Genomic DNA, 18,087 nt, shown 5'->3' on the forward strand with positions numbered 1-18,087 from the left:
AGAAAGAGTAGAACAGGAATTTCAGGATAGGTTACCGGGTATAGTAGCCTGTGTTATCCTGATTAATCGACTGATGAAGCGCTGCGTTCAAGCCGTTTGCGAGCAAGTTAGCCATATCTTCGATAAACACATCCACTTCCTTTGGTGTCACCATCAGGTTATGCCCGAGTGGCGAAAGAACTTCCGAAATCAAGCCTCGTTTTTCCTCCTCCGATAACGTTCCTACTATTCCAAGAAAAGTCTGGCGGTGTTCTTCGCCGGGCATGTCTACTTGCGTCAGTTTTTTCTTCTTTCCGAAGCTGAATCCGGCCGGGACGAGCGAACGTGAAGGCTTGTCACCTTCCCGTAATTCATTCCCGAAATGCTTCAGGATAAAATCAATCGTGTCACTTGTAATCGATACCGCATCGACCACAGTCGGAACCCCGACCGCAATCACTGGTATCCCAAGCGTTTCTTTGCTCAGCTCTTTTCGTTTATTTCCTACCCCTGAGCCCGGATGAATTCCAGAATCAGTAACCTGAATAGTAGAGTTGACTCTCTCAATCGACCGAGCCGCTAGTGCATCAATCGCAATCACGAAATCCGGCTTGCTTTTTTCAATAACACCCAGGATGACATCACTGGTCTCGATTCCGGTTATGCCCATAACCCCCGGCGCAAATCCGCTGACCGGGCGAAACCCCTCCTGTACTGATTCAGGCTGCAGTTTAAATAAATGCCTCGTAATGACCAGGTTTTCCACTACCGCTGGCCCGATTGCATCGGGTGTGACATTCCAGTTCCCGAGCCCCACCACGAGACAGCTGCTGTCCCTTGGTATATTCATACGCTTTAAAAAAAGAGCCAGTTCATCGGCGAATACCTTCTCTACTCTCTTTTGCAGCTCTGTATCAGACTCCCGGATTCCCTGGACTTCTATCGTCAGGTAGCTGCCCTGTTTCTTCCCTAGCTCTTTTTCACCTTCTGCGGTAACTTCAACGAGGGAAATCTTTAAGTCGTCCACTTCTTTTTCTTTTATAATAACGCCCTGGATTTGAGAGACATTTTTTTCATCGGCAACGCCTTTTTGATTAAGTCTCATTTCCCTGGCTTCTATAGCCAAATCGGTACGGACAGAATAGTTGCTTAAATCAAGGTTACTTTTCATTGCGGCCTCCTAATTTGCAAATCAATCATATTCATTCTAGTATTTTCCAAAATCCTCTATATCATTCTGACTGTTTTTCTTTTTTAATATTCGCCTTTGTGATACAATAACGCTTACCGGGATAAATTTTTGTTGAATACAATCATTCCTTTTCAATTCCGATATTGCAATAAAAGGCACAGTCTGATAAAATATCACTTGTGCTATTTAAGTATCGATTTGAAAAGTCGAGTTCATATAGTCTCGATTTCTTGTGTAGGAGGTGAACGGAATGCCAAACATTAAATCTGCTATTAAACGTGTGAAAACAAGCGATGAGTCACGTGCTCAAAACGCAACTGTGAAATCCACAATGCGTTCTTCATTGAAAAACGTTGAAGTTGCATTAGCAAACAATGAAGTTGAAGCTGCTAAAGAAGCTCTTTTAACAGCATCTAAAAAGTTAGACAAGGCTGCATCTAAAGGATTAATCCACAAAAATGCGGCAGCCCGTAAAAAATCTCGTTTAACGAAAAGACTAAATTCATTAAACGCATAATGAATGCTGAACGATCCGCTATCGGATCGTTTTTTTATGCGGAAAAATGGGCCTTTAACGGGTTCTGTTATAAGGTAGACAAACGTTAAACACTGAAAAGAGCTTTGGGAATATTCCCGAAGCTCTTTTCTAATTATATTTTCCACATCTGCTCTATTATTAACATTCTTGACGCGGATTGAATAAAAAGTTGTCATTCAGTTTTTTGAAATAAATTATTTCGGGGTCCCCTTCATCCAAGTTTTCAATATATCCACTTCTTATATATCCAATAGAAGAGAATAATTTTTGCATTTTACCGTTTGATTCGTTTGTTGACGAAAATATTTTTTTAGTGGGAGAGATCTTTTCAAAATACGTCATCATCGATTTGGCATACCCCTTTCCTCGCTCTAAGGGATGAACCATGACAAGTGATATAAAGCTGAAATCAAAGAAATCAGTATGATAAATTAAGAATCCCGTTATTGAAGTATCTCTTTTGGCAACCAAGCACTTTTTTTCTCCTATCGCTTGTTCTAGATACTTTCTTCTACTGTCGTTTCTAAATACTTCTTTGTCAATTTCCAAAATACCAACTGACTCGTGTGCCTCAGCTATTGAGATCTGTATCATTTGTCAACCTCCCTGATGAGTCCACAATTGTTTACACAGACAAACTCAAAATCAATTGCTCTCCAATTTTCCCTACCTTTCTTCTGCCAGTGTCCTCGTACCCGACCCTTTCATACAGCTTTTGTGCCGGGATATTCCTTTTATTAACAGCTAAAACGATCTCATTACATTCAGGAAATTCTTGATTTACAAAGCTTTTAAGAAGTTCCATCCCCTTCTTTGCATATCCTTTACCTTGCTGGGTGTGATTTATGGAAAGTGCAGTTAACAACATAGCGTTTGGATTATCCGTATACTCTTTTACCCTCGCACTTGAATGTAATACAAAAAAGCCCACTGGTACATTTTCACTCAATATTACAATTGGATGCCGCACGTGAGTTATTTCCAACATCTCTATTGTTAATGGTAATGCAGTAAATTGCTCTTGATCTTCCGGTAATTTAAACGTCTTAAGGAGTTCGGAATATTCAGATTTATAAACGTGTAATTCTACCTCATTTAATGTCTTCATAAAAAATCCTCCGCATATTCTATATATGTATAGCATACTAACAGAATGTATGTTCGTAAACATCAAATTAATTTTGATTAACTAGTACTGTCTTAATTGGTATGTAAATTGAACAAAAAAATTAAAAGCGATATCTCTTAAATATCGCTTCCTTTTCACATAACCATATGAGATTTTAATAGTTATTTAATGTCCTCTATCGCTTGCCTAACATTTGAATAAGTTTTAATAGCTGAAAAATTAATTCCCGAGCTAATAGATTTTGTAGCTAAATCAGGGCGAATGCCACTAAAAACCACATTTATTCCCAACAATCGTAGAACATCATACACATTAAATAACTGACTTGCAACATATGTATCAATAGTCAGGATGCCAGAAAAATCAATAATTAGACATTCAACCTGTAAGCGCGGAATACTGGGTATGACCTTATCGAAAATATGTTCAACTCTTTCAGGATCAAAGGTACCGATCAATGGAAGAATAGCAATGCCATCTTGGATAGGTACGATAGGAGCCGATAATTCATTAATCGCTCTTTGTTTTTCATTAATCTCTCTTTCTCTTTCATCAATGACACTATCTGTGTGCCGTTCAAAGGCAAGTATGGTCTCAGTAACAGTGGTGTCAAGCATATAGTTGACTCGTTTATTTACTGCGGCCGATTCCTCAGTAGAAAGTCCATGCTCTATGGATACTTTAGTGATTTGTTCGATAAGACCTAATCGAATTTGAGGATAGCGCCCTATGATACCTGAGATTCTACCCTGTATTCCCGCTTGTCGCTCCCCGTTTTTTCTGCTCATTTCTATAAACCCCTGCGGTACTTCATATCCATCTAAAGTGATTCCCTCAGCTGACAAAATTATAAACTGAGCATACACTTTATAGTAATACTCTAGCTCTTCTTTTGAAAATTCAATTTCAAGTCTTTGAATGATATCATCAACGATTTTAATTGCCAATGGTTCGGCATGATCTATTAGATAGTTCGCAACAGCCGAAAACGATTTCATTACTCTTTACCCCCAGGTTCATTCTATTTGGATTGATTATATCTTTAAATCCGCAGTTTGGGAATGATTTCTGCATTCATTAGAAGGAGTCTCTTCTACCAAGCATACCCACAGTATCGACTTCAACTAAAAATTGAGGGTTTCCTCTTTAGATTTATTAACTTCCCAAGTCATATGATGTGCCACTTCTGAGTCGGAAGAAAACTTGAATACATCATCTATATAAGTTGAATTAATGATTTAATTTTGGCTCATTCATGTGAAACCAGAGTTTCACATGCCTTTCAGCAAAGCTGAAAGGTTGCTCCAACAGGATAGGCCGAGAGAAAGCTCGCTTTCTCCCCGGCCTATCCTGCTGGAGCTTAAATGAGCCAAAAATTTATTAATGCGTAATCTTTAGTTCAACTTATATAGGTCATCTAATTCTATCTTTCGCAATAAAAGATGGTCAGTTTCAAAAGTGGGCATTTCTTTTAAGAATTCCTCTATCTTCATAACGTTCTCCTTTAAAAGATAATGACATTAAACATCTTCCTTTTCTAAGTACTAATTCTCCCTAATTAAAAGAGACAAAACCTTTACGATTTTGTCCTTTAAAATATATTGTTTGCACCTCGCAACGGGGGCTCCGTTGGTTTTGCTTCACCTTTTTAACTTTACAAACTTTATAAGCCGAAATTCATGCCTGGAACCATGTTTATGAGCGATTATTCAGATTTCTGCTCGATAATTTGAATTTGTGCTCGATGATCCGAATTTGTGCTCGATGATTTGAATTTACGAGCGTCTAACCAAATTTACGAGCGCCCCCCAATTTATGAGTGCTCACCCAACTTTACAGCAAAAAAATACTAAAGGTCCATTTTCCGTTTTGCGGTTTTATCTTATTTTCAAAATCATCAGTTCCAGCGTGATTTCCTTTTCTGCTTGACCTGTTTTCATTTTGTAGTCGGCTTCGGCCAGCTCATTTATGATGGAAAGCAGTTCTCTTTCGTCAAATCGGCCCGTTTTTTCCATGGCCAGTTTGACCCGGTATGGATGGATCCGGAGCGCACCGGCGATTTTTTGCTGGCTGTATCCTTGTTTCGCCATTTCTTTCACTTGATACATAATTCTGACCTGGCTGGCCATAACGCCGAGAATTTTGATTGGCTCTTCATTCTGTCTGAGCAGCTCATGATAGATGGCGATGGCTTCCTCGACCTTTTTCTGCAGGACTTTATCAACCAGGGTAAAAACGTTTTGCTCGAGCGATTTTGCGACCAATTTTTCTACGGTTGCCGCGTCGATTCTTTTTTCCTCGTCCATGTATAAAGCCATTTTTTCTATTTCATTTGAAAGTTGCATCAAGTTGGTCCCGGCAAGATCCAACAACAATTCGATGGCGTCTTCATCGATTTGTACCGTCCTTGCAGCTGCCCGCTCCCTGATCCAGACTTTCAATTCATTATCCCCAAGCTTTTTCGCTTCGATCGTTACGGCTTTCCGCTTTAATTCCTTGGTGATTTTTTTTCGGTCATCCAGTTTTTCATATGGCGCGGTAAATACGAGAATCGAATAGGATGCAGGATCGGCAAGGTATCGCTCCAGTTTTTTTATATCGTGTTCCACTTTTTGTTTTGGTTTTTCCGCGGTTAAAAAAGAAGGATTGTGCATGAAAACCAGACGTCTTTCCCCCATGAACGGCAGGGTTTCAACGTCTTCGAGCGCTATTTCTATTGGGGTTTCCTCCAAATCGAACTGCGCGAAGTTAAAATCGATTTCTTCCTCCGTAAGGGCATGTTCCAATAATAATTGCTTCGTTTCATTAATAAGAAAGGCTTCCGTTCCATAAATTAAATACACAGGTGCAAATTTCTTTCGTTTCAGGTCTTTCCAAACATCTAATACCACTGTACCGCCTCATTTATATGTATTCTTATCTTTATGGTATAGGTGGTTTGACAATTTGACAAGATATAATGGGAATTGGCCGTTGCCCGGCCAACTCCCGATCTATATAAACACTGGAAAGGAAGGCCCGGGATACTTCCTTTTCCAGCGGTAATAGGATGGAAAGTAGGTATTAGTGGAAAGCTGCAGGAATGAAATAAGCTGTGCTGCTTTGTATCTTTATTTTCACCCTTCAGTTGTAAACTATTTGTGACAACTCTTGTCAGTAAAGGAAAAAGCGAAGGAGACATTTCGAATATAAGCTAGTTGTAGATTTTTTTTTTGTAATCGCTTATACTAAAAAGGAAATAGGAGGGGTAGACATGAACGAATTTGAAAAAAATGTGCAATCCAAGCGTAATGACGCTATTGATTCCGCAGTTGGCTTTATTGCAGCTTTTGGATTTTTCGCCACTATGTTCATTATCGCTACCGTAATTTATTACGTGGGACAATAATGATCGGGTACATAGTTGACCGTATCAAGGCTGCGTACAGCAGTCTTTTTTCAATTTGCGAAAGAAAATTTTTCTTTTTTGCAGGTAGCCAATCTTAATTTACTCCATTCTATGGCAAAACACTTGAAAAGGTTCCGCTCCGCTTTGTGAAACGGTAGGACACCGCGCCATCTTTGTCTGTTCGGTAAATATGGATTCTTCTTTCATTCAAAGCTTCCATAACTTCAGGATGGGGATGGCCATAGCGATTCTCCTTCCCAGCAGAGATAATGGCGATCCTTGGCTGCAGTCGATCCAAAAACGATTCGGATGTTGATGTTTTGCTGCCATGGTGACCGGCTTTTAGGACATCTGCCCGCAAATTCGGAAATACCTTATGAATTTCTTTTTCTCCGTCCATGCCTAAATCCCCGGTAAACATCCAGCGCTGACCGCCAAATTCCGCATACATCACAATCGATGATTCATTTTTATCTTCTTCCTCCCGGTAAGGGTTCAAAATATAAAACGTGGCTTCTCCAGCTTTCCAACGATCTCCCCTTTTAACAGCCGTAAAGGTGATTTTCTTTGCTTTTGCCGTATCGATGAACTCCTCACGAATATAATCCTTTTCTGAGCCTCTGCCGATGACGATTTCTTCCACGTCGATTTCTTGGATTACTTCCTTGACGCCTCCAATATGGTCAGCGTCGGGATGGGTCAAAATCAGCTTATCCAGCCTGCCGATCCCCTTGCTTTTAAGCAAAGGTACAATAATGTCCTTTCCAGTATTAAAACTGCTTCTCCTCTGCTTCCAAGCTTCCTGCTTAAACATCAGCCGCCCGCCTGTATCGATTAAATAGTTCCCTTTATCAAAGGGAAGCTTAATTAATATCGCATCGCCCTGCCCGATGTCGATGAATATTACCTCACCAAAAGGATTGAGCTTTTCAATATATAATTGGAAAACCAGTAACAGAGCAATCGCAGCCGATAAATATTTAACGGTCTTAAAAGCTGATAAATCCCAGCCTATAAAAAACACGAGAATGGCCAATACGAGCATGAGCATCAGGAAAAATGACGGCTTTCCAAAAGCGACGGATGCAAGCGGCATGATTGAAACAAATCCCGCCACTTCATTGCTGGCCGTAATAATCAAATCGAGAAAATAAATGAAAAAATCACCTGCGGGAGGATATACGATGTGAATGAGGAAAGCTAGTATGCTGAAGGGGAGAAGAATCGAATAAAGCGGCACAAACAAAATATTGAGGAATACGCCCAAAATGGTGACTTCATAGAAATTAAAAAGGAGAATGGGTACCGTGCTCATCTGGCAAACAAAACTGACCATGAATAGCTGAACCGCCCTGCTTTTATAGCGAGGAACTATCGCCGAAGACAAAATGATCGAAAAAGCCGCCGCAAATGAAAGCTGAAAGCCGATATTGAACAGCATATATGGCTGTATGAAAAGAAGCGAAAGATAAACGATGATCATCGATTTTGTAATCGGGATATGTTTTTTGAGATACAACAGTAAGAAAAAAATCATTGCCATCAAACAAGCCCTCCAAACGGATATGCTGGCTCCCGAAAGAATGACATAAATAGGCAAAAAAGTAAGCATCGATAAACTCATCATTTCTCTCGTGACTCCAAGCCTGATTCCCGCATAGAAAATGATTCCTGCCAGAAAGCTGACATGCAGTCCGGAAATGGCGAGCAAATGAACGAGACCAAGCCGCTGAAAAATGGCAAGCTCATCCTCATTTATTTCCTTTTGTTCACCAAAAAGAAGGGCGGAGACATACCCGCTCGTTTCTCTCGGAAAATGTTTTTCGACATAAACGATCCCTGCACTCCTTATTTTCTTAATGCTATGCAAGATATTTCCTTTTTCGAAGAAACAATCGTGAAAGGAAAACCTCTCTACGCTTAGTATCCAGTAAATTCCCTGCTGCTTTAAATAGTTCCGGTAATCAAAGCTGTTTACATTCCGCTCTGTTTCCGGCTCTTCCAGACTGCCTTTAACAGGACAGGAAAGACCGACCGCTGCCTGATGCTCAAGCAGCTGTTTTTCATCTAAGGTTGGAATGATATACCTGAGCTGCAGTTTTTCATCCGCATCGGAGCGGACCTCAGCGCGAAGGATGTTCCCATCAATGTCTGGGATTTCTGTAAAGATAATCTGAAAAGAGGTTTCTGTACCTGTATAGAAGGGGGAGCGAAGGTGATCGGCAACGGATGCTGCCGAAAGGAAGAGAACGATTGTTATCACTTGAAGAAGGACGGCGCGATAGCCGTTTTTATAATACACAAACGACAAAAAAAAGATGATACAAAAAGAGACCTTCCAGCCAAAAAAAGAAAAAGCCGTTACCCCAAGGGTTGCGGAAACGGCTAAGAAAAGAAGATTATTCATAAACCCTCCAGTCTGCTATTTTTTAATTTCAAATATTTCCTGGATCTCTACTTGTTCCGTTTTGACGCCAGCCTGTTTGAACAGTTCTATCGCGTAAGGGTGGTTTTTATAATCTTCCGCGTAAAAAACGGTCTTAATCCCTGCCTGGATGATCGTCTTGCAGCATTGCAGGCATGGAAAATGCGTCACGTATAGATCCGCTTCTGAGGTCGGAACGCCGAACTTTGCACATTGCAAAATCGCATTCATTTCGGCATGTATCGTCCTGACACAATGATTATCAATCACATAACAGCCATCATCGATACAATGGTCTCCCCCGGCTATCGAGCCATTGTAGCCACCGGCAATGATCCGTTTATCGCGCACAATGGTCGCACCGACAGTCAGCCTTGTACATGTGCTCCTTAACGCGAGCAATTGGCTTTGCGCCATAAAATACTCATTCCAGCTAATCCGTTCCATAGTTGCTCCCCTTTTTACATAATTCGACTTCTTTCTTCATTTTACCCTCTTCTTTTTGGTTTGGGTAGACCTGCTTATTTAACTGTGATCGAGTCCTGTAATTTTTCAAATGTTTTGTCTCCGATTCCAGAAATATTTTTCAGATCCTCAATTGCCTGAAACGGACCGCTTTTCTCTCTGTATTCAATGATGGCCGTTGCCTTGGCGGGACCGATACCGGGCAATGTATCTAAATCGGCCTCGGCGGCGGTATTTAGATTGATTTTATCACCTTCCGCTCCTTGTGAACCTACTGCATTCCCCTCTGCCGGCACACCGCTACTCACGGCATCTTCACCGACCTCCGGCACATAAATGACCATCTGATCTTCCACAAGCTGCGCGAGATTGACCTTGTTCTTATCAGCATTTTCCGTAAAGTTTCCCGCCTTCGCCACTAAATCAATGACCCGTTCTCCAGATTTTGCCGTAAAAACACCCGGACTTTTCACCGCTCCTTTTACATCCACTTTAACGACAGTTGGTGTTTTCGTTTCGGCAGGTGCCTGGGGACCCTCTTCCTCAGCAGCGAAAGTCGGCTGCTTTTCTTCTTGAAAAAATGAATCTGCCTCATTTTTACTGGTCTCAAGCGATTGCTGGTAAAAGAAATAACCGGCACAACAGGCGATGATAATCAGCGAGATCATTCCGAGCTTCTTTTTCTGCACTATTTTCATACTTTGAAAACCTCCATGTTCATTTTCTAAGGTATACAGTCATATGTTTATCCTGAGTGACATAGTTTTTTAGGAGAAGTTCTGCTTAGAGAGGAGGAGGAAAATGAAAATCGGTGTGATTGGAACAGGAAATATGGGGACGATTCTTATTGAAGCGCTCCTTGAAGCAAAGGGGCTCGAACCAACAGATCTGACAATAACGAATCGGACACTCACGAAATCATTTTCCCTGAAAGATAGGTTCGCCGGTATAACAGTCGTTGATTCTTCCGAAAAAGTGGTCAAAGAATCTGACGCTATCTTTATATGTGTGAAGCCGCTGGAATTTCATCATGTCATTACAGCCATCAAGCCCTATATCAGAAACAGCCAGTGCGTCATTTCGATTACAAGTCCGATATCGGTGAAGCAATTGGAATCAAAGCTTGACTGCTGCTGCGCCCGCTTTATACCAAGCATTACAAACCGCGCTTTGTCAGGAGTATCGCTATTAAGCTTCGGTGAAGCCTGTTCCTCCGAATGGATGGATGCTTTGATAGACTTAGCTTCCCGCATCTCGACACCGGTCACGATTGAAAATGACATCACAAGGGTTGCATCTGATATCGTCAGTTGCGGACCTGCATTTTTCAGTTACCTGGCGAGGGCTTTCATTGATGGGGCATGTAAAACGACGAAAATCGATGAACAGACGGCAACACTTTTAACAGAGAAAATGCTTGTAGGTCTTGGAGAGCTTTTAAAAAAGGAACTTTACACATTGCCAACCCTGCAGGAAAAGGTTTGTGTAAAAGGCGGCATTACCGGTGAAGGGATTAAGGCGTTGGATGCTGGAGTGGGAGACATGTTTCAGCAGCTTTTCCATGCAACGCATGAGAAATTCGCGGAAGAAATCGAAAAAATCGAAGAGCAATATGGAACTCCTTATTAACATTCGCTGTAAAGAGCGAGTATCCTTCTAAAAAACAAAAAAAAAGAACCGTTTGATGCCTTAGCACTTTCAAACGGTTCGTTATTTTTTCCGAGCGACAAATAATATTCTTTCGGTCTTGTCATGGACTGGCTCTTCTTCTAAATCAGAGAGAATCTCCATTAATTCAAAGCCGGCATCCTCAAGCCATTTTTTATACTGCTCAATCGGATAGGTGCGTTGATAATGATATTCCTCAAACCGGTCATAAAGGCCGCTTTCATGGTCTAAGACAAAAAAGCTTAAATCATGTTCAACACTGTACGGCTCTCCACTAGGGTAGCAATCCCAAATGTAAGAAACGTCCTCGTCATTTACAGCGAAGGTTTTGTTTTTGAATAGATGTTCCATTTTAAAAACAGAATGCACATCAAACATAAACAATCCAGCTGTCTTTAAGTGACTGTGCACCTGCTTAAAGGTGCGCGGAATGTCGCTTTCCTCACGGATATAATTAAGAGAATCACAAAATATCGTGACACAATCATACTCGCCAAGACCATCAAGCTCCGCCATATTTTGCTGGTAGAACGGGATATTCAATCGCTGATTCATCGCTTTACCGTTTGCCACGGCAAGCATTTCCTCGGATAAATCTACTCCAGACACGGCAAAACCGTGCTTTGCGAGTTCGATGGTGAACTCCCCGGTCCCGCAAGCAAGGTCAAGAATGTCCTTGCCAACGATTCCGTATTGGTCCATTCTCGAAATGAGCATATCGAGCCATTGCTCATAAGGAGCATCTCTCATCAAGTAATCGTAAACATAGGCAAAACGTTCATAGGTCATTGACTTAATTCACTATGAAGGTCTTCTGTCGGTGCGTCTCCCCATAAACGTTCGAGGTTATAGTAGCTTCTTTCATCGCGGTGGAAAACGTGAGCCACAACATCGCCAAGATCAACCAGCACCCATTTTGCTTCGTCGAATCCTTCCAAACGTTCCACTTCATAGCCTTGCTCTTGCGCTTTGGCCTTCATTTCACGGGCAATTGCCTGGACCTGTTTATCTGAATTTCCGTGGCAAATCAAGAAATAATCCGCAACGAGCGAAATGCCTTTCATATTTAAAACAATGATATCTTCCGCTCTTTTATCGTCTGCCGCTTTTGCAGCGGTAATTAATAGGTCTCGTTCATTCATTCCATCTTCTCCTTATAATTTAGTCTGAGGTCGTTATACGTATGAAATGTATCAGGATAAACCGCCTGATTTCTTTTCATTAAAAAAAAGATCGTATTCCGCAACGTTTCGATGACGGCCAGATCAAGGTCTTCCTTTGCCGTTTCCCTGACTTCATCCACCCCGAGGAATGCCCGTCCCGGTTCGATATAATCCGCGAGAAAAACAATTTTATCAAGAAGTGTCATCTTCACTCTTCCAGAGGTATGATACCGGATCGCATCGAGGATCTCAAGGTCGGTTATTCCCGCTTCCTTTTCCACGAGATACGCGCCGACCGGAGCATGCCACAATTCGGAATTATAGATAAGCAAATCCGCGGCCATCTTTTGCGCGAGAATGATTTCCTTCATTTCATCCTTTGGCCTAAATTTCGCATAGTCATGAAAAATCGCGGCCATTTCCGCTTTTTTTGGATCCCCTCCGTATCTTTCCGCAAGGATAATGGAGGTTTCCATAACGCCTAATGTGTGTTGATAACGCTGTTCGGTTATCTGCTCTTTTACGAGGCGCAGTGCTTCCTCACGATTCATATAAATCATTCTCCTCAATATAACGGATCACTTTCTCAGGAAGCAAGTATTTCACCGTCTTGCCTTTTTTTATCTTCTCCCTGATAAGAGAGGACGAGATCAACATCTCGGGAATATTAACCATCGTAATCGGGTAATCGGTGACCTCACTGTAAGTGGGCCTCTTCACGCCGACGAACCGGACGAGCTTCATCAATTCATCAATCTTGTGCCAATGAGGCAGGTACTCGATCATATCCGCACCAATGATAAAATAAAATTCATGGTCCGGTTCTTTTTGCCGAATCTGCTCGATCGTATCATACGTATAGGAGGTTCCTTTACGTTCAATCTCTATCTTCTCAATCGAAAAAGAGTCATTTCCTTCTATCGATAGGCTCAACATCTCAACCCGGGCCTCGTCCGTGACGTCTTGGGTCTTTTCTTTATGGGGAGGAACGTGATTAGGCATAAATCTGATTTGATCAAGTTGTAACGCGTCCAATACTTCATTCGCCACAACTAAATGTCCGATATGAGGCGGATCGAATGTGCCGCCAAGAATGCCGATTTTTTTCATGTTTGGGTCCCCACCTTATGGGAGCTTGATTTGTTTATTTTCCTTTGATTCCTTGTACAATACAATCGTATTTCCGATCACCTGGACCAGCTCGGCACGCGCTCTCTTTGAGAGGGACTCTGCCACCGTGTCCCGGTCTTCCTCGCAGTTTTGCAGCACGCTGACCTTCAATAGCTCGCGCGCTTCCAATGCTTCACCCACCTGCTTGATGAGGTTGTCATTGACACCGCCTTTGCCGACTTGAAAAATCGGATTAAGGTGGTGCGCACTTGATCGTAAAAATCTTTTCTGTTTTCCCGTTAACATCTGTTAACCTCCTAGTTTGTTCAAGACAATTTGCTTCATTCTTTCCCTATCGGGGAAAACCCCTGTCCAGATTTCAAAAGCAAATGCCGCCTGATAGGCAAACATCCCGAGGCCGTTTTGAATGGAAGCCCCTTGCTGTTCTGCTGCTATTAGAAGCTTTGTTTGCAGCGGATTGTAAATAATGTCGCTGACGAAAGCTCCCTTTTTTATATTGGCTGTCCTAATTGGTGTTTCTTCCAGCTTTGGACTCATTCCGACTGACGTTGTCTGGATAATGATATCATAGTCTCCCAGCTTCTGTTCCGCTTCTGAGATTGAAAGGGCCCGTGAAGCCTTCTCATACGGGCAATCAGCCACAAGCTTTTCCGCCTTTTCAGGAGTCCGATTTGCGATATCAACCGTATGGATGCCTTCTTTAACAAGGGTAAAATAAATGCCCCTTGCCGCACCACCCGCACCGACAATCATAATCTTTTTCCCGGCGGGTGGCGAGCCATATTGTTCGGTTAGTGCTTGTAAAAAGCCTTTACCGTCTGTGTTATAACCGATGAACTTCCCATTTTGATTCACGACTGTATTTACAGCGCCAATGGCAAGAGCCACTTCTTCCACTTCATCAAGCAGCGGGATGATTGCCTGCTTGTGGGGAATCGTGACATTAAATCCGGAAACCCCAATCGCTTTCATCCCTCTTATTGCATCGGGAAGTTGATCTGAACGCACATGAAAATGGTGATAGTACGCTTTTATATTTTGCGTGTTAAACGCGTCATTATGAATATCAGGTGACATGGAGTGTTCAATTGGATCACCGATTACTCCGTATATTTGATTCATTTCATCACCCTGTCATTAGATTAACGATTTACGGATCATCACATTCACACCTTTGGGAACGTGGGCCGCTATTTTTGCTCCCGGTTCATTGATCGTAACCCAGCCTAGCCCGGAAAAAACAACATCGATTTTCTCTTCTTTTATCATAAATTCCCTTCTTACCATCTCGGGAAACTCATCCATTTGTTCTGTGCGCGGAGGTGTCAGCATCTCGCCAACATGGTTTCGATACAGTTCATCCGCGTTTTCAAGCTTGGTGCGGTGAATGTCTAATTCATTGGAAATATAGCATGTGAAAGACCTTCGTCCGCCCGAAATATAGTCAAACCGGGCCAGACCGCCAAAAAACAGCGTTTGCTGCTCATTCAACTGGTACACTTTCGGTTTGATTTCTTTTTTGGGAGTGATGAACTTCAAATCACGCTTGTCCACAAAATGCGCCATTTGATGATGATTAATAATCCCTGGTGTATCGATTAGAGCCTTGCCGTCATCGAGCGGGATTTCTATCGTATCAAGTGTTGTCCCCGGAAAATGAGACGTCGTGATGATATCACCCTCACCGGTTACTTCCTTGATCAGACGGTTGATGAAGGTCGACTTTCCGACATTCGTACAGCCGACAACATATACGTCCTTCCCTTTTCGGTAACGGTCGATGGCCGCGGCTGCTTCCGCGATATTGTTGCCTTTATTCGCACTGACGAGCATGACATCAATCGGTTTTAGGCCCAATTCCTTTGCCGATTCTTTCATCCAATGGGTAACTCGATTAGGTTTGATTGACTTAGGCAGCAGATCGGCCTTATTTCCAATCAGCAGCACTTCATTGTTGCCAACGAAGCGGTGCAGTCCCGGCAGCCAGCTTCCATTAAAATCGAAAATATCGACGATTTTAACAATCAGGGAATCGGTCTGTCCGACTTCATGTAATATTTTCAAGAAATCATCGTCTGTTAAGGATACATCTTTTACCTCATTATAATGTTTCAGTTTAAAACACCTTTGGCAAATGATGCTTTCCTTTTCAAGCGCTGATTTAGGTGCATAGCCCAATTCTTTCGGGTCCTCGGTCTGGACTTTTACACCGCAGCCGATACAAACGATATCATTTACGCTCATTCGGATCCTCCCATTCCAACATGCCTTTACGTTTAAAAAACGTTAAAATCCTTCTCTCAATATTTCTGTTGAACTTTGTGATAAACCCGTCAGTCCGGGCAACAGGCACGACTAAAATCGTATGAAAACCGTTGCGATTGCCGCCTAATACATCCGTTAACAGCTGGTCCCCGATCACAACGGTTTCCTCTCTTTTTAAGCCCATATTTTTTATCGCTTTCCGAAAAGCTTTCCCCATCGGTTTACGAGCTTGGAAAATGAAAGGGATTTGAAGCGGATCGGAAAAAGATCTCACCCTGTTTTCGTTATTATTTGACACAATCGTCACTAAAATCCCATGCTCTCGCATGTTATCAAACCATTGTATCAGCTTTGGCGTTGCAGTAGGACGGTCCCACTCCACTAGCGTATTATCCAGATCAGTGATAATCCCTTTAACCCCTTTAGCTTTCAGGCTTTCCGGCGTTATATCAAATATGCTTTTCACATGTTCACTCGGCAAGAATATTTTAATCAAGTTCCACACCTCTATATTTTCCGTCAAATTTTTCGTCTCTATCATATCGAATTTCCGGCTTTCTTTCAAAAAAATCAATATCACTAACAAATTTCTGTAATTATATGTCTAAAAAGCTGGTATAATCGCTTTTCATGATAAACTTTTCGACAAAATCACTAAAAGTCCATTCTGTGGATAAGTTTATGCACATTAGTCACGCTGTTCTAAGTATATACCTGGCCGTTATAAACAGGTTAATCACAAGTTATCCACTTCGCTATGTGGATAACAGAACGATTGTTCTGTAAGCCAATTTCTGATAAAGTGAGGATACATCAAGGATAACTTAACATTCTATGTTCCAAAAAACCATATTAGACCCTTTCAAAAAAATAATGGAGGTGAGACGGTTTTGAATAAGCTATCTGATGATTTATTAATCGAGTCGCATTCTAAAGCCTGCAAACTAAAATTAAGCATCGACTTTATTCGTCTCATTGAGACTGAAATTCACCGACGTTCACTGACACACAAAATTACAACGAACCTATAATTTCTATATGCGAGGCTGGTTACTTCACCAGCCTCTTTTTATTTCCCATCATTTTTCTTCATTAATATGCCAATCCTTTCACCGACACGAACATCGGTGGGGACAGTTAGGCCATCCGCTATTGTAAAAGTGTCCTTTTCGAAAAGCAAAACAACCGTAGAACCAAAGCTAAAATAGGCGAATTCCTGGCCCCTTGAAAGAGAGCTCGTCTCATCTGTGATCACAATCGAATTGACGAACATCGCCCCCACCTTAACAACGGCAACATGGCCGCTGCCATGCTTCACTTCTGTTATATTTCGATAATTCTTCGATAACGGGGACCGCCCGTATTTCATACCCAGCCGGTTTACCGGAAATGACTTTTTCCCTATGACCCAGCGGTTCGTGACTTCCCCTTCAACAGGGGCATGGATCCGGTGGTAATGGCTCGGGCTTAAATATAGAATGATATACTTTCCATCGATGTATTTCGTTACAGTCGTTCCATCGCCGAGCATTTCCCCGACGGAATAAACTTTGCCTTTTACAGTAATCTGCTTATCCCTCGTAATCTTCCCGTAATCCTCCAAAACTCCGTCCACCGGACTGACAACGACCGATTCCAGGTCGCTGATCCCCCTGGCCCCACTCTTTAATCTTCGCGTAAATAAATCATGAAGAGTCGGAAAAGACCCGATATCACCATCTATTTCTTCTTTATTGATGTTATAAACTTTAGCATATCCTGAAATGAAAGGCCGGCTCCACTTTGAGCGGCTGAACCGCATCAAGGCGCCTGAGGAAATTTTCCCATTCGTTAATTCAATCAATATGCGGTAAAAAGGCTGAAGCAAACGTGAACACCACCATGTAATGAAATAAAATAAATTTAAAAGGCCCTTGCATATAATGCATGGAATAAAATATTATTATATAATAAACTGTAACTTTCGTCAGCACTGCCTCTGCTGTCGATCAGCTGCTCCAAAAGCTGTCTTATCCAGTTGTGAGAGGAGTGAAAAAATTGAAATTACTATTATCAGACGTTCTGGACAATACGATTAAAAAGCTGAAAACCCAAACAGCTAACATCCTTACGCTCGTTAACCTATCCCTCGGGGGATTTGCTATAATTGCCGTAATGAATGCCGAATTAAATCTAAGCTTATTGCTGATCTTCCTGGCGGCGCTTGCCGACCGCTTCGATGGAATGGTTGCGAGAAAGTTTAACATTGAATCAGAACTTGGCAAACAGCTTGATTCCATGTGCGATATCATCTCTTTTGGCGTCGCCCCTGCTCTACTAATCTATCAGGGAATTCTTGGCGAATTCGGCGCACCTGGAGCATTCTTCACTGTATTTTACATTGGCTGCGGCGCATTCCGCCTCGCCAAATTCAATATCACCGAGAATAACGGTTACTTTACGGGACTGCCAATCACAGCTGCCGGCTGCCTCACCACGTTAAGCTTTTTGGCGATACCGTACTGGCACCCAGTATTTTTCTTATCCTTAATGATTATATTATCATTCTTGATGGTCAGTCCATTTAAACTTAAAAAAGTTTAAGAAATTTGTAGAAGAAACGCCCTCCGTTTTGTGTTGAACTGTGACCTATAAAGTGGACAGTGTAAAAAAGCACCTAGTAATTTACGCTGTTAATAGATGGCTCCGGTATTGTACCGGAGTCATTTTATTTAGCGTCCATTGATAACGATAGTTATTGTATT

23 protein-coding genes are annotated in these 18,087 nt (G+C 41.9%); 5 read left to right on the forward strand and 18 right to left on the reverse strand.

Annotated elements, in window-relative coordinates; genetic code table 11:
• Positions 1–31 precede the first annotated feature (31 nt).
• Entirely contained in the window at positions 32–1,150 is a 1,119-nt protein-coding gene (gene gpr, locus LQ216_RS16525) for a GPR endopeptidase (protein WP_230130564.1), read from the reverse strand.
• Between the two features lie 271 nt (positions 1,151–1,421).
• Between gpr and rpsT the strand changes: the two genes are divergently transcribed.
• Positions 1,422–1,688, forward strand: a complete 267-nt coding sequence (rpsT, locus tag LQ216_RS16530; RefSeq protein ID WP_230130565.1) for a 30S ribosomal protein S20 — start codon at positions 1,422–1,424, stop codon at positions 1,686–1,688.
• Between the two features lie 159 nt (positions 1,689–1,847).
• On the opposite strand, the gene LQ216_RS16535 is transcribed toward rpsT, so the two are convergent.
• The 4 genes from LQ216_RS16535 to holA form a co-directional block, all read right to left on the reverse strand.
• The gene (locus tag LQ216_RS16535) at positions 1,848–2,303 is read right to left on the reverse strand and encodes a GNAT family N-acetyltransferase (protein WP_230130566.1); all 456 of its coding nucleotides are present in this window, start codon (positions 2,301–2,303) and stop codon (positions 1,848–1,850) included.
• A gap of 31 nt (positions 2,304–2,334) precedes the next feature.
• Positions 2,335–2,817 (reverse strand): GNAT family N-acetyltransferase, encoded by a 483-nt coding sequence (locus LQ216_RS16540; protein WP_230130567.1) that lies wholly within the window; start codon positions 2,815–2,817, stop codon positions 2,335–2,337.
• A 182-nt stretch (positions 2,818–2,999) separates the two neighbouring features.
• Positions 3,000–3,836 (reverse strand): STAS domain-containing protein, encoded by an 837-nt coding sequence (locus LQ216_RS16545; protein WP_230130568.1) that lies wholly within the window; start codon positions 3,834–3,836, stop codon positions 3,000–3,002.
• 879 nt (positions 3,837–4,715) lie between these two features.
• Entirely contained in the window at positions 4,716–5,729 is a 1,014-nt protein-coding gene (gene holA / locus LQ216_RS16550) for a DNA polymerase III subunit delta (protein WP_230130569.1), read from the reverse strand.
• A gap of 362 nt (positions 5,730–6,091) precedes the next feature.
• On the opposite strand from holA, the gene LQ216_RS16555 reads away from it, so the two are divergent.
• A complete protein-coding gene (locus tag LQ216_RS16555; RefSeq protein ID WP_230130570.1) occupies positions 6,092–6,226 on the forward strand; it encodes a YqzM family protein in 135 nt (44 codons plus the stop codon).
• Positions 6,227–6,335: 109 nt separating this feature from the next.
• Here the strand turns inward: LQ216_RS16555 and LQ216_RS16560 are convergent, their stop codons facing one another.
• The 3 genes from LQ216_RS16560 to LQ216_RS16570 all read right to left on the reverse strand — a co-directional run bounded on the left by LQ216_RS16560 (position 6,336) and on the right by LQ216_RS16570 (position 9,814).
• Positions 6,336–8,633: a DNA internalization-related competence protein ComEC/Rec2 gene (locus tag LQ216_RS16560; RefSeq protein ID WP_230130571.1), complete on the reverse strand. Its 2,298-nt coding sequence runs from the start codon at positions 8,631–8,633 to the stop codon at positions 6,336–6,338.
• A gap of 15 nt (positions 8,634–8,648) precedes the next feature.
• A complete protein-coding gene (locus LQ216_RS16565) occupies positions 8,649–9,098 on the reverse strand; it encodes a ComE operon protein 2 (RefSeq protein ID WP_230130572.1) in 450 nt (149 codons plus the stop codon).
• A 74-nt stretch (positions 9,099–9,172) separates the two neighbouring features.
• Entirely contained in the window at positions 9,173–9,814 is a 642-nt protein-coding gene (locus tag LQ216_RS16570) for a helix-hairpin-helix domain-containing protein (RefSeq protein ID WP_230130573.1), read from the reverse strand.
• A 103-nt stretch (positions 9,815–9,917) separates the two neighbouring features.
• Here LQ216_RS16570 and comER point away from each other — a divergent pair, with 103 nt between their 5' ends.
• Entirely contained in the window at positions 9,918–10,745 is an 828-nt protein-coding gene (comER, locus tag LQ216_RS16575) for a late competence protein ComER (protein ID WP_230130574.1), read from the forward strand.
• Positions 10,746–10,826: 81 nt separating this feature from the next.
• On the opposite strand, the gene LQ216_RS16580 is transcribed toward comER, so the two are convergent.
• Genes LQ216_RS16580 through LQ216_RS16615 form a run of 8 tightly spaced genes read right to left on the reverse strand, consistent with a single transcriptional unit; the run spans position 10,827 to position 15,884 of the window.
• On the reverse strand, positions 10,827–11,573 hold the full coding sequence (locus LQ216_RS16580) for a class I SAM-dependent methyltransferase (protein WP_230130575.1): 747 nt from the start codon (positions 11,571–11,573) through the stop codon (positions 10,827–10,829).
• A complete protein-coding gene (gene rsfS, locus LQ216_RS16585; protein ID WP_230130576.1) occupies positions 11,570–11,926 on the reverse strand; it encodes a ribosome silencing factor in 357 nt (118 codons plus the stop codon). The genes LQ216_RS16580 and rsfS overlap by 4 nt, the downstream gene beginning before the upstream one ends.
• A complete protein-coding gene (yqeK, locus tag LQ216_RS16590) occupies positions 11,923–12,498 on the reverse strand; it encodes a bis(5'-nucleosyl)-tetraphosphatase (symmetrical) YqeK (RefSeq protein WP_230130577.1) in 576 nt (191 codons plus the stop codon). The genes rsfS and yqeK overlap by 4 nt, the downstream gene beginning before the upstream one ends.
• Positions 12,488–13,057 (reverse strand): nicotinate-nucleotide adenylyltransferase, encoded by a 570-nt coding sequence (locus tag LQ216_RS16595; RefSeq protein WP_230130578.1) that lies wholly within the window; start codon positions 13,055–13,057, stop codon positions 12,488–12,490. The genes yqeK and LQ216_RS16595 overlap by 11 nt, the downstream gene beginning before the upstream one ends.
• A 15-nt stretch (positions 13,058–13,072) precedes the next feature.
• On the reverse strand, positions 13,073–13,363 hold the full coding sequence (gene yhbY, locus LQ216_RS16600) for a ribosome assembly RNA-binding protein YhbY (protein ID WP_230130579.1): 291 nt from the start codon (positions 13,361–13,363) through the stop codon (positions 13,073–13,075).
• A gap of 3 nt (positions 13,364–13,366) precedes the next feature.
• Positions 13,367–14,200: a shikimate dehydrogenase gene (gene aroE, locus LQ216_RS16605; RefSeq protein WP_230130580.1), complete on the reverse strand. Its 834-nt coding sequence runs from the start codon at positions 14,198–14,200 to the stop codon at positions 13,367–13,369.
• A gap of 15 nt (positions 14,201–14,215) precedes the next feature.
• On the reverse strand, positions 14,216–15,322 hold the full coding sequence (yqeH, locus tag LQ216_RS16610) for a ribosome biogenesis GTPase YqeH (protein WP_230130581.1): 1,107 nt from the start codon (positions 15,320–15,322) through the stop codon (positions 14,216–14,218).
• Positions 15,309–15,884, reverse strand: a complete 576-nt coding sequence (locus LQ216_RS16615; RefSeq protein ID WP_230130582.1) for a YqeG family HAD IIIA-type phosphatase — start codon at positions 15,882–15,884, stop codon at positions 15,309–15,311. The genes yqeH and LQ216_RS16615 overlap by 14 nt, the downstream gene beginning before the upstream one ends.
• A gap of 349 nt (positions 15,885–16,233) precedes the next feature.
• Here LQ216_RS16615 and LQ216_RS16620 point away from each other — a divergent pair, with 349 nt between their 5' ends.
• On the forward strand, positions 16,234–16,374 hold the full coding sequence (locus tag LQ216_RS16620; protein ID WP_117307177.1) for a sporulation histidine kinase inhibitor Sda: 141 nt from the start codon (positions 16,234–16,236) through the stop codon (positions 16,372–16,374).
• A 38-nt stretch (positions 16,375–16,412) separates the two neighbouring features.
• On the opposite strand, the gene LQ216_RS16625 is transcribed toward LQ216_RS16620, so the two are convergent.
• Positions 16,413–17,210 (reverse strand): phosphatidylserine decarboxylase, encoded by a 798-nt coding sequence (locus LQ216_RS16625; protein ID WP_230130583.1) that lies wholly within the window; start codon positions 17,208–17,210, stop codon positions 16,413–16,415.
• 170 nt (positions 17,211–17,380) lie between these two features.
• Here LQ216_RS16625 and pssA point away from each other — a divergent pair, with 170 nt between their 5' ends.
• A complete protein-coding gene (pssA, locus tag LQ216_RS16630; protein WP_230130584.1) occupies positions 17,381–17,926 on the forward strand; it encodes a CDP-diacylglycerol--serine O-phosphatidyltransferase in 546 nt (181 codons plus the stop codon).
• An 81-nt stretch (positions 17,927–18,007) separates the two neighbouring features.
• Here the strand turns inward: pssA and LQ216_RS20535 are convergent.
• A partial coding sequence (locus tag LQ216_RS20535; RefSeq protein WP_354958877.1) for an IS3 family transposase occupies positions 18,008–18,087 on the reverse strand: 80 nt, incomplete at its 5' end.

Source organism: Bacillus sp. CECT 9360, from assembly GCF_918741275.1.
In the GTDB taxonomy this organism is placed as follows: Bacteria; Bacillota; Bacilli; order Bacillales; family DSM-1321; genus Peribacillus.